Raw genomic sequence first — 13,452 nt, 5'->3', positions numbered from 1 at the left:
CGCCCGGCCCTTGCGGGCGGGGCGGGAGACCGCCGGGGCTCGCGCCCTATGCCGGGGCGGTGAACCACGTCAGGATCTCCTCGGTGTGGAAACCCGCCGACGCGTACACGGGCACACCCATCGCGCTGGAGTAGAGATAGGCGGTCGTGGCGCCGGCCTCGTGGCCCACGCGCACGATCTCCGTCGTGATGGCCCGTCCGTGGCCCTGCCGCCGGTGGTCCGGGAGTACGGAGATGTTGAAGACACCCAGCAGATCACCGTGGATCGCGGCCATTCCCGTCCCCACGGGCACGCCGTCCACCTCCGCCAGGTAGAAGGTGAATCCCTCCGCCTCGGCCAGGGCCGGGTCGGCGAAGATCTCGAACATCTCGTGGGGTACCTCGAAGCCCTCCGCCATGATCTTGGCGTACAGGCCGAGTTCGTCGCCCTGCACGGCGCGCACACGCAAGGCACCGGCGGCCGGCCGCGGCGGTATCCCCGCGTCAGGCCGCCTCACCATCAGCGGCTGCGCGCTGACCTCGGTCAGCCCGTGACGTGCCGCCACCGCGCTGATCCGCTGCGCCGGGACGCAGCGCACCTGGATGCTCCACGGGAGTCCTCGCAGGCTTTCGCTCCCGGCCAGGGCCTCGACGACATCGGGGTCCGGCTCCAGGTCCGGGCTGATGACGCCGTTCAGCCCGGCGATCGGGGCGCCGGAGACGGCCAAGACGGTGCCGTCCGGTTCTCTGCCGCTGCGACCGGTCGCCACGGCCGACAACGTCTCCCGGACAGCCGAGTACGCGAACACGACCGGTCTGAGCGGGTCGTTCGTATGCATCAATGTGATTCCTTCCGGTCGCCGGATCTCTTCGGCGAGCCGTTGAGACGTACGGGGGCACCGGACCGGCCACAACGCGCCGCGGGCGCGCCGGAGCCGCGGAACCCGGCCCCTGCTCCAACTCATCACGCCGCACCAGGGCGGGGATAGAACACGGGTGCCATACGGCCGGCCGCCGCCATGACCTGCGTCGCAGGTCAAAGGCCCCGCCGCCTTACCTCCGGGGTAATCGACGCCTCCGCGCCGCCCCGGCAGGGTGGACTCAACCGGGGACGGGGTGGCGCACTCCACCCCGTCCGCCGGGCCGATCACGACGAGGGAAGAGGAAGCGACATGGCGCAGAACCGGTACGAGACCGCGGTGGCCCGGTACTTCGAGGCCTGGAACGCCGGGAACGCAGAGGCGCGGGCCAAGGCCGTGGCCGCCGCGTGGACGGAGGACGGCGGGTACACCGACCCGCTGGCCGAGGCCACCGGGCACGAGGCCGTCAGCGCGCTGATCGGCGCGGTGGGGGAGAGGTTCCCGGGCTTCGTCTTCACGCTCACCGGGAGTGTGGACGGGCACCACGACATCGCGCGGTTCTCCTGGGAGCTGGGCCCGGAGGGCGCACCCGCGGGGACGGCGCCGATCGCCGGGTCCGATGTGATCACGCTGGCCGAGGACGGCCGGATCCGCTCGGTCAGCGGCTTCCTGGACCGCGTTCCGGAGGCGTGACGGACGGCGTCCCCGAGCGGAGGGCGGCGGCGGTCTCCGGGTCGGCGGGCAGGAAGGTCTCGATCGCCAGCTCGGAGACCGTCACGTCCATGGGGGTGTTGAAGGTGGCGGCCGTCGAGAGGAACGACAGCTCCCGGCCCCCGTGGGCGACGCGCAGCGGCAGCGCGAAGGGAGCGTGCGGGCCGTCCGCCGCCGGGGGCTCCGGGTGGGCGCCGTCCACCGGGTAGGACGTCAGCTCCTCGTGGAGCCGGCGCAGTGGCGCGTAGCCGCTCATCGTGATCTGGCGCTCGATGCGCTCCAGCAGATGGCCTCGCCACTCGCGGAAGTTGAGGATGCGCGGGGCGAGGCCCTGCGGGTGCAGGGTGATCCGCATCGCGTTCATCGGGGGCCGCAGCAGGTGCTCGGCGACGCCGTCGAGCAGGAGGGCGGCCCCGCGGTTGGCGGCCACGATGTCGTACATCCCGTCCAGGACCAGGGCGGGGTTCGGGTCGTACGCGGCCAGCAGCCGGTCCAGGCTGTCGCGCAGCGGGTCCATGGCCGGGTCGCGCAGCGGCGTCTCGGAGTAGGCGGGAGCGTAACCGGCCGCCAGCAGCAGGGCGTTGCGCTCCCGCACCGGTACGTCCAGGTGCTCGGCCAGCCGCAGCACCATGGTCTGGCTGGGACGCGAGCGGCCGGTCTCGATGAAGCTGATGTGCCGGGCGGAGCTGTCGGCCCGCAGCGCGAGTTCCAGCTGGCTGATCCGCCGCCGTTCCCGCCAGCCGCGGAGCAGGGCGCCCACCCCCGCGCCCGACGGGGCCGCGCCGGTCGTGGTCGTCGTCATGGGCCGACGGTAACGCAGGTGCGGGGCGCGGGCGGTCGTGCTGTGATGCGGGGATGGAGCGGGAACCGCAGATCGACATCGGGGAGCACGAGGGACCGACGCCTTGGGCGGACCGGGAGTGGCGGCAGGCTGCCCTCGCCTGGGCGGAGGAGGCCATCGCCGGGCGGGCCCTGCGACCGCGCGCTCGGGAGGAGTGGCTGGCCCGGCTGCGCCCCTGGTCGGTGGTGGTGCGCATCCCCACCGTGTCAGGGGAGACGGTGTGGTTCAAGGCGAACCCGCCCGGCTCCGCATTCGAGCCCGCGCTGACCCGGGCGCTGCACGGGTGGGTGCCGGGCCGGGTGCTGGCCCCGCTGGCCGTGGACACCGCGCGGGCCTGGGCGCTGCTGCCGGACGGCGGGCCGCTGCTGGCCGGCACCGCGGACCGGCCCGGGGGCAGCCCCTACTACTGGGAGGCCCCGCTGCGCGCGTACGCCGCGTTGCAGCGCGCCACCGCGCACCGCGCGGAGGAGATGGCCGCGCTCGGCGTCCCCGACCTGCGGCCGGCGCGGCTGCCGGAACTGCTGGACGAGCTGATCGAGCGTACGGACGCGCCCGCGGAGGTCCGGGCCGTGCGCCCGCGTTTCGCCGACTGGTGCGCGGAGCTGGACGGGTCCGGTATCGGCGCGACGCTCGACCACGCCGATCTGCACGAGGACCAGGTCTTCCACCGCGGCGACGCCTATGTCTTCTTCGACTGGGGCGACGCGGCCCTCGCCCACCCCTTCACCAGCCTGCTCGTGACCGCCCGTATGGCGCACCAGCGGTACGGCGCGGACGGCCCGGAGGTGGTGGCCCGGTTGCGCGACCGCTATCTGGAGTCCTGGGGCGGCGAGGGCCACGACCTGCCCGCGCTGCGCCGGCTGGCGAGCCTTGCCTGCCGGGCCGGCGCGGTCGGCCGGGCGCACACCTGGGGACGGGTCTTCCCGGCCGTGGGCGGCGGCGGCAGCGGCACCGTGCCGGTCGAACGCATGGCGCGGTGGCTGAACGAACTGCTCAACGAGCCGCCGTTGTAAGGGAGCCCGAGTCCTTGGCGAGGGCGATCAGCCGGTAGACCGGGTCGGGGCGCGGCCGGTCCGGGTCCGGCAGCGCGGCCAGCCGTCCGGCCAGCGCGTCGGCGTCCCCCTCGCCCAGCGCGAGCGCGGACGCGAACTGGCCGGCGGCGATGCGTACGGCCAGGTCGCGGGGTGTCCGGCCCTGTCCGTGGCCGGTGAAGCGGGTCTCCCGTGCCGGGCGCAGGCCGTGCGCGGCGGCGCGCCGCAGCACCCGCTCCTCGGCGTCGTGCGCCACGCGCCGTGCGAAGGGCCGCAGCAGCGCGTCGATGTCGCTGTCCACGTCGTGCCCGGCGTCCTTGTCGACGGTCGTGACCAGCACCCCGCCGGGCCGCAGTACCCGCGCGCACTCGGCGATCACCTCCGGTGCGAACGGCAGCAGGTGCAGCACCCACACCGTCGACACGGCGTCCAGCGAACCCGCCGCGAACGGCAGCCGGCGGACGTCGGCGACCACGACGCCCGGTCCGACGCGGGCCCTGGCCATCCGTGCCATGGCGGCCGCGCCGTCCACCCCCAGCACCCGCAGCCCGGGCCGCACACAGCGTTCCGTCACCAGGCCCGTCCCGCATCCCGCGTCCAGCAGGGTGCGCGCCTCGCCGGGCACCAGCCCGAGCACCGCCGCGGCGGCGGCCCGGGCCCGCGGTATCCCGCCCCGGGTGGCGTCGTACCGTGCGGCCTCGCTCTCGTAGTCCAGCACGACCGCAGGCTAGTCCCGCGCCGTTGCGTGCGGGAGGGCGGCGGCCCGGATCTCCGTGCCGCCGCCCTCCCGCTGTGCGAGGAACGTCAGTTGAACGCGGCCGGGTCGGGGCCCAGGCGGCCGCCGTTGTCGAGGGCGTCGATCGCCGCCAGGTCCTCGGCGTCCAGCTCGAAGCCGAAGACGTCGATGTTCTCCTTGATCCGCGCGGGGGTCACGGACTTGGGGATGACGACGTTGCCGAGCTGGAGGTGCCAGCGCAGCACGATCTGCGCCGGGCTCTTGCCGTGCTTGGCGGCGATCGCGGCGAGTGCCGGCTCTTCGAGCAGGCCGCGGCCCTGGCCGAGCGGTGACCATGCCTCGGTGGCGATGCCGTGGGCCGCGTCGAAGGCGCGCAGCTCCGCCTGCGGGAGGTTGGGGTGCAGCTCGATCTGGTTGACGGCGGGCACGATGCCGCCCTCGTCGAGCAGGTGACGCAGCTGCTCGACGGGGAAGTTCGAGACGCCGATGGCCCGGGCCCGGCCGTCGGCGTGGATCTTCTCCAGGGCGCGCCAGGTCTCCAGGTACAGGCCGCGGGCGGGCGTCGGCCAGTGGATCAGGTAGAGGTCGACGTAGTCGAGGCCGAGCTTGGCCAGGGAGGTGTCGAAGGCGCGCAGCGCGTTGTCGTGGCCCTGGTCGGTGTTCCACAGCTTGGTGGTGACGAACAGGTCCTCGCGGGCGATGCCGGAGGCGGCGATGGCGCGGCCGGTGCCCTGCTCGTTGCGGTACAGCGCGGCGGTGTCGATGCTGCGGTAGCCGGCCTCCAGGGCCGTGCCGACCGCGTCCGCCGCCTCGTCGTCCGGCACCTGCCAGACGCCGAAGCCGAGTTGCGGCATCGTGACGCCGTTGTTGAGAGTGATGTCGGGGACCGTGCTCACAGGCGGCTGATCCTTAGGTCGTCGATCGGAATGGGCACAACCCCCACTACAGCGGTCACGACCGGGCGCGCATTCCCGGGCGGTTTCCGGTGCCGCTTTCCGGGCCGTCTCCGGCCGTCCCCGCTCAGTGCCGGTACAGCGCGTCGATCTCCCGTGTGTAGGCCTTCTCTATCGCCTTCCGCTTCAGCTTCAGCGACGGCGTGAGCAGCCCTTCCTGCTCGGAGAACTGGCCGGCCAGGATGCGGAAGGTGCGGATCGACTCGGCCTGCGAGACCAGGGTGTTCGCGGCGACCACGGCCCGGCGGATCTCGGTCTCCAGGTCGGCGTCGTGGATCAGTTTGGCGATCGGCAGCTGCGGCTTGCCCCGCATGGTCAGCCAGTGCCCGAGGCCCTCCGTGTCGAGGGTGATGAGCGCGGCGATGAACGGGCGGTCGTTGCCGACCACGACGCACTGCGACACCAGCGGATGGGACCGCACCCGGTCCTCCAGCACCACCGGGGAGACGGACTTGCCGCCGCTGGTGACCAGGATCTCCTTCTTCCGGCCGGTGATGGTCAGATAGCCGTCCTCGTCGAGCGCGCCGAGGTCGCCGGTGGCCAGCCAGCCGTCGTGCAGGACCTCCGCGGTGGCCTTGGGGTTGTTGAGGTACTCGGAGAAGACCTGGCCGCCGTGCACCCACACCTCGCCGTCGTCCGCGATGTGCACGGTGGTGCCGGGTATGGGCAGGCCGACGGTGCCGAAACGTGTCTGCTCGGGGGGATTGGCCACGGCGGCGGCCGTCGTCTCGGTCAGCCCGTAGCCCTCGAAGATCCGCACGCCCGCGCCGTCGAAGAACAGCCCGAGCTGCCGGTCCATCGCGGAGCCGCCGGAGAAGGCGTGCCGGACCTTGCCGCCGAGGGCCGCGCGCACCTTGCCGTAGACCAGCTTCTCGTACAGCTGGTGCTGCATCCGCAGTCCGGTGCTCGGGCCCGGGCCGGTGCCGAAGGCGCGGGCCTCCATCGCCTCCGCGTGCCGTACCGCGATCTCGACGGCCTTCTCGAAGGGCCCGAGCTTGCCGCCCGCCTCGGCCTTGCGGCGGGCGCCCTGGAAGACCTTCTCGAAGACGTACGGGACCGCGAGCACGAAGGTCGGCTTGAAGGAGGCCATCGCCGGCAGCAGTTCGGCGGCGGCCAGATTCGGCTGGTGCCCCAGCCGCACCCGGGCACGCACCGCCGCGACCTCCACCATGCGGCCGAAGACGTGGGCGAGCGGCAGGAAGAGCAGGGTGGACGCCTCGTCGCCGGGCTTGGAATGGAAGACCGGCTCGTACTTGGCGATGACGTTGTCGGCCTCGGCCATGAAATGGGCGTGCGTGATCACACAGCCCTTGGGCCGGCCGGTGGTGCCCGAGGTGTAGATGACGGTGGCCGGGCCGTTCGGGGTGACGGCCATCCGGTGCCGGTGGACCAGGTCGTCGTCGACCTCGGCGCCGTCCCGGGCCAGCTCCGTGAGCGCGTCGGAGTCCAGCTGCCACAGCCGGGCCAGCCGGGGGAGTTCGTCGATGACCGCGCCGATGGTCATCGCGTGGTCCTCGTGCTCCACGACGCAGGCGACCGCGCCCGAGTCGAGCAGCATCCAGCGCACCTGCTCGGAGGAGGACGTCGGGTAGATCGGCACCGGCTGGGCGCCGATCGTCCACAGCGCGTAGTCCAGCACGGTCCACTCGTAGCGGGTGCGGGACATCAGGCCGACCCGGTCGCCGAAGCGGATGCCGTGTGCCAGCAGGCCCTTGGCCACCGCGACGACCTCGTCCCGGAAGCGGGCGGCCGTGACGTCCTCCCACTCCGCGCCCTCCGGACCGGACCGGCGGGCGAGCACGACACGGTCCGGCTCCTCGGCGGCGGCGGCGAACACGGAGTCCGCCAGACCACCGACTTGGGGTGCCGTCACCAGTGGGGGGATGGTGAACTCGCGCAACGTCGCTCCTCGACCGCTTGGGCGGTTGCAGAAGCTACCCGATGGCGCGACGCCGCGGGAGGGGTGCGGAAACCGGGTGTGTGGGTCCCCGGAGGGGTTCCCGCACCCCGGTGACGAGCGGATTCCCTGTTACCGCAAGGAACATGAGTCCGGAAGGGCGCGCCCGGGCGGAGCGGACCCCGCCCGGATCTGCACCAAATCCACTCGCGGGGATCACCCTCGCTCTACAGCGGCCACCGGCTCCGGAACCTCCGGTTCCGGCGCTGTCGCCTGCGGCTTCGACCGTACGAGGACGAGCACGACCGCGCCCGCGACCAGTCCCGCCGCCCCGGCCGTCAGGGCGGCCGCGTTCAGCCCGGAGGCGAAGGCGGCGTGCAGCGCGTGGTCGGTGGCGGCGCGCCGCGCCTCGGGCACCCGGGCCAGCAGTTCCCGTGCCCCGCCGCCCGCGAGCACCCGGGCGGTGGCGTGCGGGTCGGGCACGCCCGAGTCGCGCAGCGAGTGCTCCATGCGGCCGGTGAGCAGCGTGCCGAAGACGGCGACCGCCAGCGCGTAGCCGAGTTGGCGGAAGGTGTTGACCGCGCCGCCCGCCATGCCCGCCCGCCGGGCCGGCACGGAGGCCAGCGCCGCACCCGCGATCGCCGGGTTGACCAGGCCCACGCCGAGCCCGGCCACGACCAGGCCCACGGTCAGCGAGGCCCACCCGGAGTCCGCGTCCAGCACCGCCTGCGCCAGCGCCCCGGCGCCGATCAGCACCAGCCCGCCGCCGATCACCAGCCGGTACGGCGCGCCGTGCAGGAGCCGGCCGCCCAGCGCCGAGGCCACGAAGGCCGCCAGCGCCAGGGGGATCAGCACCAGTCCGCCGCGCACCGGGCTCAGCCCCAGCAGGGTCTGCAACCACAGCGAGGTGTAGGCCAGGACGCCGAACGCCGTGCCCGCGAGCGCGAAAGCCCCGACCATGACGGCGGTGAAGGAGCGGTCCCGGAACAGCGCGAGGTCCAGCATCGGGTGTGCGGAACGCCGCTCCACCAGGACGAAGACGGCCAGTGCCGCCGCCGCGCCGGCGAAGGTCGCCGCCGTGCGCGCCGAGGCCCAACCGGCCTCGTCGGCGCGGATCACCGCGAAGGTGGTGAGTCCCGCGAAGCCGGTGAAGGACGCCGTGCCCGGCCAGTCGATCCGCGCGCCGCCGTGGCCCTTCGACTCGCCGACCACGCGCAGCGTCATCGCGATGGCGACGACGCTCACCGGAAGGTTGACGAAGAAGATCCACCGCCAGTCCAGTGCCTGCGTCAGCAGGCCGCCCAGCACCGGGCCCAGCGCGGCCGCCGCGCCGCTGACCGCGCCCCACACGCCGAGCGCCACCGAGCGGTCACGCCCCTGGTAGGCCGCGCCGAGCAGCGAGATCGTGGTGGCGAACATCGCGGTCGCCCCCACCCCCTGCACGGCGCGCATCGCCACCAGCCAGCCCGCTCCCGGAGCCAGGCCGCAGGCGAGCGACGCGGCGGCGAACAGCGCGGTCCCCGCCACGTACATCCGGCGCCGGCCGATCACGTCGGCCGCCGAGCCGGCGCCCAGCAGGAGGGCGGCCAGGGCCAGCGCGTATATGTCGATCATCCACTGGAGGTCGGACAGCGAGGCGTTCAGCGCGTCCGCGATGTCCGGCAGTGCGACGATCACGATCGTCACGTCGATCAGCAGCATGAAGGTGCCGAGACAGACCGCGACCAGCGGTCCCCATTTGCGCATCGTCTTCCCTGTTCTCCGTAGGTGTTCGTCAAGACCGTTCTTCCGTACCATCGCGAAGGGTGGCCCGGTTCTTCCAGCCACAAGCCGGGATGCGCCGGATTCCGACATGACGAAGGGGAGGGTGATGGATTCCCACACGCTCGACGAGCTCGACCTGCGGTTGCTGCACGCCCTGCAGCTCGACGGCCGCGCCCCCTTCAGCCGGATCGCCGACGTGCTGGGCGTCTCCGACCAGACCGTGGCGCGCCGCTACCGCCGCCTGTACGCCGACTTCGGGATGCGCGTACTGGGCCTGCCCGAGCAGGAACTGCTCGGCAGGACGCGCTGGGCGCTGCGCCTGCGCAGCACGCCGGAGGCCGCCGAGTCGCTGGCCAAGGCACTGGCCCGGCGCGAGGACACCGCGTGGATCTCGCTGATGTCCGGCGGCACCGAGGTCATGTGCATCACCCGGCCCCGCAGCCACGGCGAGCACGACGCGCTGGTGCTGGGACGGTTGCCGCGCACCCCGAGCATCGTGGAGATCGGCGCCCACAGCATCCTGCACACCTTCTACGGCGGCGCGATGGGGTGGTTCACCAAGCGGGACGCGCTCACCGAGCAGGAGGCCGACGCCCTGCGACTGCCCCCGTCCGAGCCCCCGGAGTCCGGCACCGTCGTCCTCGACGCCGCCGACGAGGCCCTGTTCGCCGCCCTCGCGCGTGACGGGCGCGCGAGCTACCCCGAACTGCACCGGGCCACCGGGCTGTCGGAGTCCGCGGTCAAGCGCCGGCTGGAGCAGTTGCGCGGCTCGGGCGTGCTCTACACCGACGTACAGCTGGACACGGCGTGGACCGGCCACGACACCCGGGCGCTGTTCTGGATCACCGCGGCCCCCTCCGCGCTCCACTCCGTCGGCACGGCGCTGGCCGCCCATCGGCAGACCGCCTACGTCGCGGCGACCACCGGCTCGTCCAACCTCGTCGCGGTGGTCATCTGCCGGGACGCCGCCGAGATGTACCGCTACCTGAGCGAGCAGGTCGGCGCCCTGGAGGGCGTCCGGCACGTGGAGACCGTGCCCTCGCTGCGCCTGGTGAAGCAGATCACGACCGAAGGGATCCACTGAGGATCGCCGCCGCCAGCGCGTCCGCCGCCTCGCGAGCCGCGGGCCGCCGGGCGCCGTGCAGCAGCACGAAGTCCACCCCGCCGAGTTCGGGCAGGCCCGCGCGGGCCGGCACCCGCACCAGGCCGGGCGGTACGAGCCCTTCGGCGTGCGCCATCACCCCGAGCCCCGCGCGGGCCGCGGCGACCAGTCCGCTCAGCGAGCCGCTGGTGCACGCGATCCGCCAGGACCGGGCGTGCCGTTCCATGACCTCCAGCGCCCGTGCCCGGGTGATCGCCGGGGCCGGGTAGAGGATCAGCGGCACCGGCCGCTGCGCGTCGAGCCGGAACCGCTCCCCGGCCACCCACACCAGCCGGTCCCGCCACACCAGTTCGCCGTGCGTGTCGCCGGCCGCGCGCTTGCCGAGCACCAGGTCCAGCCGCCCCGCGGCCAGCCGCCGGTGCAAGGTGGCCGACAGCTCGACCGTCAGCTCCAGGTCGACCTCCGGATGGTCGCGCCGGAAGCCCTCCAGGATCTCCGGCAGCCGGGTCTGGACGAAGTCCTCCGAGGCGCCCAGGCGCAGCCGCCCGCGCAGCCGGGTGCCCGCGAACCAGCCCGCCGCCCGCTCGTTGGCCTCCAGGATCGTGCGCGCGAAGCCCAGCATGGCCTCGCCGTCCTCGGTCAGCTCCACGCTGTGTGTGTCCCGCGCGAAGAACTGCCGTCCCGCCTCCTCCTCCAGCTTCCGCACGTGCTGGCTGACGGTCGACTGGCGCAGGCCCAGCCGCCGGGCGGCCTGCGTGAAGCTCAGGGTCCCCGCGACCGTGACGAAGGTCCGCAGCTGCACCGGATCGAACATGCCGCCAGCGTAGCGGCGCTGATCGCGAAACGTGATGGCAGTCAGCACGGTCACTGCCATTTACGATCGCCGGTGCAACGGGCATGCTGGGAAGGTCACGTCCGTGCACCGATGAGGAAGTCCATGCGCCGCCTGCGTTACCCGTCCTGGCTCCCCCTGGACCCCTACATCGCGGCGCTGCTCGGCACCGTCCTGCTGGCGGCCCTGCTGCCCGCACGGGGCGCGGCCGCGCCCGTGGCGGGAGGGGCGTCCACCGCGGCCGTGGCGCTGCTCTTCTTCCTGTACGGGGTGCGGCTGTCCACCCGTGAGGCGATGGACGGACTGCGTCACTGGCGGCTTCATGTGACGGTGCTGGCCTGCACGTTCGTCCTGTTCCCCGTCCTCGGGCTGGCGGCCCGCGGCCTGGTGCCGTACCTGCTCACGCCGCAGCTGTGGACCGGCTTGCTCTTCCTGTGCCTGGTGCCCTCCACCATCCAGTCCTCGATCGCCTTCACCTCCATCGCGCGCGGCAATGTCGCGGCGGCCATCTGCGCCGGCTCCTTCTCCAGCCTCGCCGGACTCGTGCTGACCCCGCTGCTCGCGGCGGTGCTGCTCCACGGCAGGGGCGCGGGCTTCTCGATGGACTCGGTGCTCGGGATCCTGGTGCAGCTGCTCGTGCCCTTCGTGGCCGGGCAGCTGCTGCGCCGGTGGATCGGCGGTTTCGTCCTGCGGCACAAGAAGGTGCTCGGGCTGGTCGACCGCGGCTCGATCCTGCTGGTCGTCTACACCGCCTTCAGCGAGGGCGTGGTCGGTGGCATCTGGCACCTGGTGACCCCGCTGCGGCTGCTCGGGCTGCTGCTGGCGGAGGCCCTGCTGCTGGCCGCGATGCTGGGGCTGACCTCGTACGGGGCGCGGCGGCTCGGCTTCGGCCGGGCGGACCGGATCACCATCGTCTTCGCCGGGTCGAAGAAGAGCCTCGCCGCCGGACTGCCCATGGCGACCGTGCTGTTCGGCGCGCAGGCCGGTCTCGCGGTGCTCCCGCTGATGCTCTTCCACCAGATGCAGCTCATGGTCTGCGCCGTCATCGCCAAGCGCTGGGGACGGCAGGCGGAGGCCGCGGCGGCCGGGGCGCCTGCCGCGCCCGCCGTGCCTGCCGCGACCGTACGCGGCGAAGGCGTCACGCGCGGCGTCCTGGTGCGCAGCGCCTCCGCGCCGGCACGCGGCGACGACAGGGCCTAGGCCCTGCCGTCAAATTCCCTCCCCCAGCTCCGCTGGGAGGTGCCCCCAGGCACGGCACTCCCCCAGCCTTCGGCTGGGGGTGCCCCCACGCTGCGTTGTCGAATCGTCCGAGTAGCCAACTACGAGGACGACTGCCGACTCTCCGCCTTGCGATGCACCGCACCAGACACCGCGGGGCCCGCCCTTCGGGCGGACGGCGTCAATTTGACGACACGCCCTAGCGCAGCGCGTTCACCACCAGCACGGCCAGGGCCATCGCGAGGAGGAGCAGGTAGGCGCCGAGCGCGCGTCCCCGGTCGCCGGCCCGGACCTGGCGGTGGAGCGTCCAGCCGAAGATCGCTGCCTCCAGTGCGGCCCCGGCGACGCCGAGGACGGGCCGCCACAGACCCGCGATCACGGCCGCGGCGCCGAGCGCGTGCAGCGTGCCGAGCAGGACCGGCACCGGGGGTGCCGGCCCTGGAGCACGCCGAGGCGGGTGAGTTCGTCGAGGCGTTCCAGACCCGGGCGGGCCCGGGCCGGCTGGGCGACGACCGAGGGGACGACCTCGAGCAGCAGCAGAACGGTCAGGGTCACGGCGACGGTGTGCATGTCCTGGGCCTACTGGCTAGTCCTGCCGGCAGATCACGAAGCCGGGATAGGGGTGGCGGCCGGGGCGGTCGCCGATCTCGTCGATCGCCCGCCGGATCTCGATCAGCTGACCGGCCGTCATCTCCAGGGGCGGTTCGTCCGGCTGGTAGGTGGTGCGCACGGGGTAGTCCACGCCGGGCTCGCGGCTCATCTCGATGTGGCAGCCCAGCACGTGGCTGACCGGCCGTTCCGCGGCGAAGGCGATGAGCCGGTCGACGGTGCGTCCGAAGGCGGCCCAGTCGGCGATGTACAGCCGGCCCGGATACACCGTGTCGCCGGTGAGCAGGAAGCCGGTGCGGGGGTCGTAGTAGGTGACGGCGGCCTCGTGGTGGCCGGGGGTCGCCAGGCACTCCAGGACCCGGCCGCCGAGGTCGACCCGGGCGACCCGGTCCGGGTCCGCGTCGAAGCCGAAGAAGGCCCACGCGCTGTCGCGGCCGGCCGGGACGACGACGGTGTCCGGGCGGTCCGCGAACTGCCCGTCGCCCGCGACGTGGTCGCCGTGCGCGTGCGTGTGCAGCACCAGCAGCCCGTACCCCTCCCGGGGATGGCGGGACAGCCACGCGTCGACCAGCTCGTCCACGACCCGGCGCAGCGGGAAGTGCGCGGCGGACTCCGTGGCCCCGGTGTCGATCAGCACCGCGCGCTCCTGCCCGAAGAGCAGGAAGAGGAAGGGCGCTTCGTAGTGGACCGCCTTGTTCTGGCGCAGCACGACGGTGTCCTCGGCGTACGCGAACACCTGGATGTCGGGGTCGGTGTTGTGCTTCGCGGACGGCGACCCGTGGATCCACCGCACGTCCAGGGGCTGTGTCGCGGGCGTCATCCGGCTCCTCGTTCCTCTGCGACGGCTCGGCGACCGGCAGCGTACGCGCCCCCTCCGCGGTGGTCACGACCACCCTGATCCGGCCGCCCCGGGAGCCGGC

The 13,452-nt window shown here is 73.4% G+C and carries 14 protein-coding genes; 4 read left to right on the top strand and 10 right to left on the bottom strand.

Annotated elements, in window-relative coordinates; genetic code table 11:
• Positions 1-46: 46 nt before the first annotated feature.
• On the bottom strand, positions 47-817 hold the full coding sequence (locus ACFWVC_RS33520) for a GNAT family N-acetyltransferase (RefSeq protein ID WP_384296530.1): 771 nt from the start codon (positions 815-817) through the stop codon (positions 47-49).
• 333 nt (positions 818-1,150) lie between these two features.
• Here ACFWVC_RS33520 and ACFWVC_RS33515 point away from each other — a divergent pair, with 333 nt between their 5' ends.
• Entirely contained in the window at positions 1,151-1,531 is a 381-nt protein-coding gene (locus ACFWVC_RS33515) for a nuclear transport factor 2 family protein (protein WP_384296526.1), read from the top strand.
• Here ACFWVC_RS33515 and ACFWVC_RS33510 read toward each other — a convergent pair.
• On the bottom strand, positions 1,497-2,351 hold the full coding sequence (locus tag ACFWVC_RS33510) for a helix-turn-helix domain-containing protein (protein ID WP_384296523.1): 855 nt from the start codon (positions 2,349-2,351) through the stop codon (positions 1,497-1,499). The two genes, ACFWVC_RS33515 and ACFWVC_RS33510, sit on opposite strands and share 35 nt — an antisense overlap.
• Before the next feature lie 53 nt (positions 2,352-2,404).
• Here ACFWVC_RS33510 and ACFWVC_RS33505 point away from each other — a divergent pair, with 53 nt between their 5' ends.
• On the top strand, positions 2,405-3,403 hold the full coding sequence (locus ACFWVC_RS33505) for an aminoglycoside phosphotransferase family protein (RefSeq protein ID WP_384296520.1): 999 nt from the start codon (positions 2,405-2,407) through the stop codon (positions 3,401-3,403).
• On the opposite strand, the gene ACFWVC_RS33500 is transcribed toward ACFWVC_RS33505, so the two are convergent.
• The 4 genes from ACFWVC_RS33500 to ACFWVC_RS33485 form a co-directional block, all read right to left on the bottom strand.
• Positions 3,384-4,139: a class I SAM-dependent methyltransferase gene (locus ACFWVC_RS33500; RefSeq protein WP_384296516.1), complete on the bottom strand. Its 756-nt coding sequence runs from the start codon at positions 4,137-4,139 to the stop codon at positions 3,384-3,386. The two genes, ACFWVC_RS33505 and ACFWVC_RS33500, sit on opposite strands and share 20 nt — an antisense overlap.
• Positions 4,140-4,225: 86 nt before the next feature.
• The gene (locus ACFWVC_RS33495; RefSeq protein WP_384296513.1) at positions 4,226-5,053 is read right to left on the bottom strand and encodes an aldo/keto reductase; all 828 of its coding nucleotides are present in this window, start codon (positions 5,051-5,053) and stop codon (positions 4,226-4,228) included.
• Positions 5,054-5,177: 124 nt separating this feature from the next.
• The gene (locus tag ACFWVC_RS33490; RefSeq protein WP_384296510.1) at positions 5,178-7,010 is read right to left on the bottom strand and encodes an AMP-dependent synthetase/ligase; all 1,833 of its coding nucleotides are present in this window, start codon (positions 7,008-7,010) and stop codon (positions 5,178-5,180) included.
• A 213-nt stretch (positions 7,011-7,223) separates the two neighbouring features.
• A complete protein-coding gene (locus ACFWVC_RS33485) occupies positions 7,224-8,753 on the bottom strand; it encodes an MFS transporter (RefSeq protein ID WP_384296507.1) in 1,530 nt (509 codons plus the stop codon).
• 124 nt (positions 8,754-8,877) lie between these two features.
• On the opposite strand from ACFWVC_RS33485, the gene ACFWVC_RS33480 reads away from it, so the two are divergent.
• Positions 8,878-9,855: an Lrp/AsnC family transcriptional regulator gene (locus ACFWVC_RS33480; protein ID WP_384296504.1), complete on the top strand. Its 978-nt coding sequence runs from the start codon at positions 8,878-8,880 to the stop codon at positions 9,853-9,855.
• On the opposite strand, the gene ACFWVC_RS33475 is transcribed toward ACFWVC_RS33480, so the two are convergent.
• Complete coding sequence (locus ACFWVC_RS33475; RefSeq protein ID WP_384296502.1) at positions 9,833-10,687, bottom strand: LysR substrate-binding domain-containing protein; 855 nt, start codon at positions 10,685-10,687, stop codon at positions 9,833-9,835. The genes ACFWVC_RS33480 and ACFWVC_RS33475 overlap by 23 nt on opposite strands.
• A 123-nt stretch (positions 10,688-10,810) precedes the next feature.
• Between ACFWVC_RS33475 and ACFWVC_RS33470 the strand changes: the two genes are divergently transcribed.
• Positions 10,811-11,905, top strand: coding sequence for a bile acid:sodium symporter family protein (locus ACFWVC_RS33470; RefSeq protein WP_384296500.1), 1,095 nt, complete (start codon positions 10,811-10,813; stop codon positions 11,903-11,905).
• Positions 11,906-12,122: 217 nt separating this feature from the next.
• Here ACFWVC_RS33470 and ACFWVC_RS33465 read toward each other — a convergent pair whose 3' ends face one another.
• The 3 genes from ACFWVC_RS33465 to ACFWVC_RS33455 are packed head-to-tail and all read right to left on the bottom strand — an operon-like array spanning position 12,123 to position 13,352.
• Positions 12,123-12,347 carry a hypothetical protein gene (locus tag ACFWVC_RS33465; RefSeq protein ID WP_384296498.1) on the bottom strand — a complete coding sequence of 75 codons (225 nt, stop codon included), beginning with the start codon at positions 12,345-12,347 and terminating at the stop codon, positions 12,123-12,125.
• Positions 12,299-12,493, bottom strand: coding sequence for a hypothetical protein (locus ACFWVC_RS33460; RefSeq protein WP_384296496.1), 195 nt, complete (start codon positions 12,491-12,493; stop codon positions 12,299-12,301). The genes ACFWVC_RS33465 and ACFWVC_RS33460 overlap by 49 nt, the downstream gene beginning before the upstream one ends.
• 16 nt (positions 12,494-12,509) lie before the next feature.
• Complete coding sequence (locus tag ACFWVC_RS33455) at positions 12,510-13,352, bottom strand: MBL fold metallo-hydrolase (RefSeq protein ID WP_384296494.1); 843 nt, start codon at positions 13,350-13,352, stop codon at positions 12,510-12,512.
• Between the last annotated feature and the right edge of the window lie 100 nt (positions 13,353-13,452).

Origin of the sequence: Streptomyces sp. NPDC058691 (genome assembly GCF_042714775.1) — a bacterium.
Classification (GTDB): Bacteria; Actinomycetota; Actinomycetes; order Streptomycetales; family Streptomycetaceae; genus Actinacidiphila.
This window is presented reverse-complemented; position numbering and strand designations above follow the sequence as displayed.

What these genes read in the sequence shown, in the direction of transcription:
- ACFWVC_RS33460 (WP_384296496.1), bottom strand. Translation starts at nt 12,493, where the DNA reads ATGCACACCGTCGCCGTGACCCTGACCGTTCTGCTGCTGCTCGAGGTC.
- ACFWVC_RS33475 (WP_384296502.1), bottom strand. Translation starts at nt 10,687, where the DNA reads ATGTTCGATCCGGTGCAGCTGCGGACCTTCGTCACGGTCGCGGGGACC.
- ACFWVC_RS33515 (WP_384296526.1), top strand. Translation starts at nt 1,151, where the DNA reads ATGGCGCAGAACCGGTACGAGACCGCGGTGGCCCGGTACTTCGAGGCC.
- ACFWVC_RS33485 (WP_384296507.1), bottom strand. Translation starts at nt 8,753, where the DNA reads ATGCGCAAATGGGGACCGCTGGTCGCGGTCTGTCTCGGCACCTTCATG.
- ACFWVC_RS33505 (WP_384296520.1), top strand. Translation starts at nt 2,405, where the DNA reads ATGGAGCGGGAACCGCAGATCGACATCGGGGAGCACGAGGGACCGACG.
- ACFWVC_RS33520 (WP_384296530.1), bottom strand. Translation starts at nt 817, where the DNA reads ATGCATACGAACGACCCGCTCAGACCGGTCGTGTTCGCGTACTCGGCT.
- ACFWVC_RS33480 (WP_384296504.1), top strand. Translation starts at nt 8,878, where the DNA reads ATGGATTCCCACACGCTCGACGAGCTCGACCTGCGGTTGCTGCACGCC.
- ACFWVC_RS33510 (WP_384296523.1), bottom strand. Translation starts at nt 2,351, where the DNA reads ATGACGACGACCACGACCGGCGCGGCCCCGTCGGGCGCGGGGGTGGGC.
- ACFWVC_RS33470 (WP_384296500.1), top strand. Translation starts at nt 10,811, where the DNA reads ATGCGCCGCCTGCGTTACCCGTCCTGGCTCCCCCTGGACCCCTACATC.
- ACFWVC_RS33455 (WP_384296494.1), bottom strand. Translation starts at nt 13,352, where the DNA reads ATGACGCCCGCGACACAGCCCCTGGACGTGCGGTGGATCCACGGGTCG.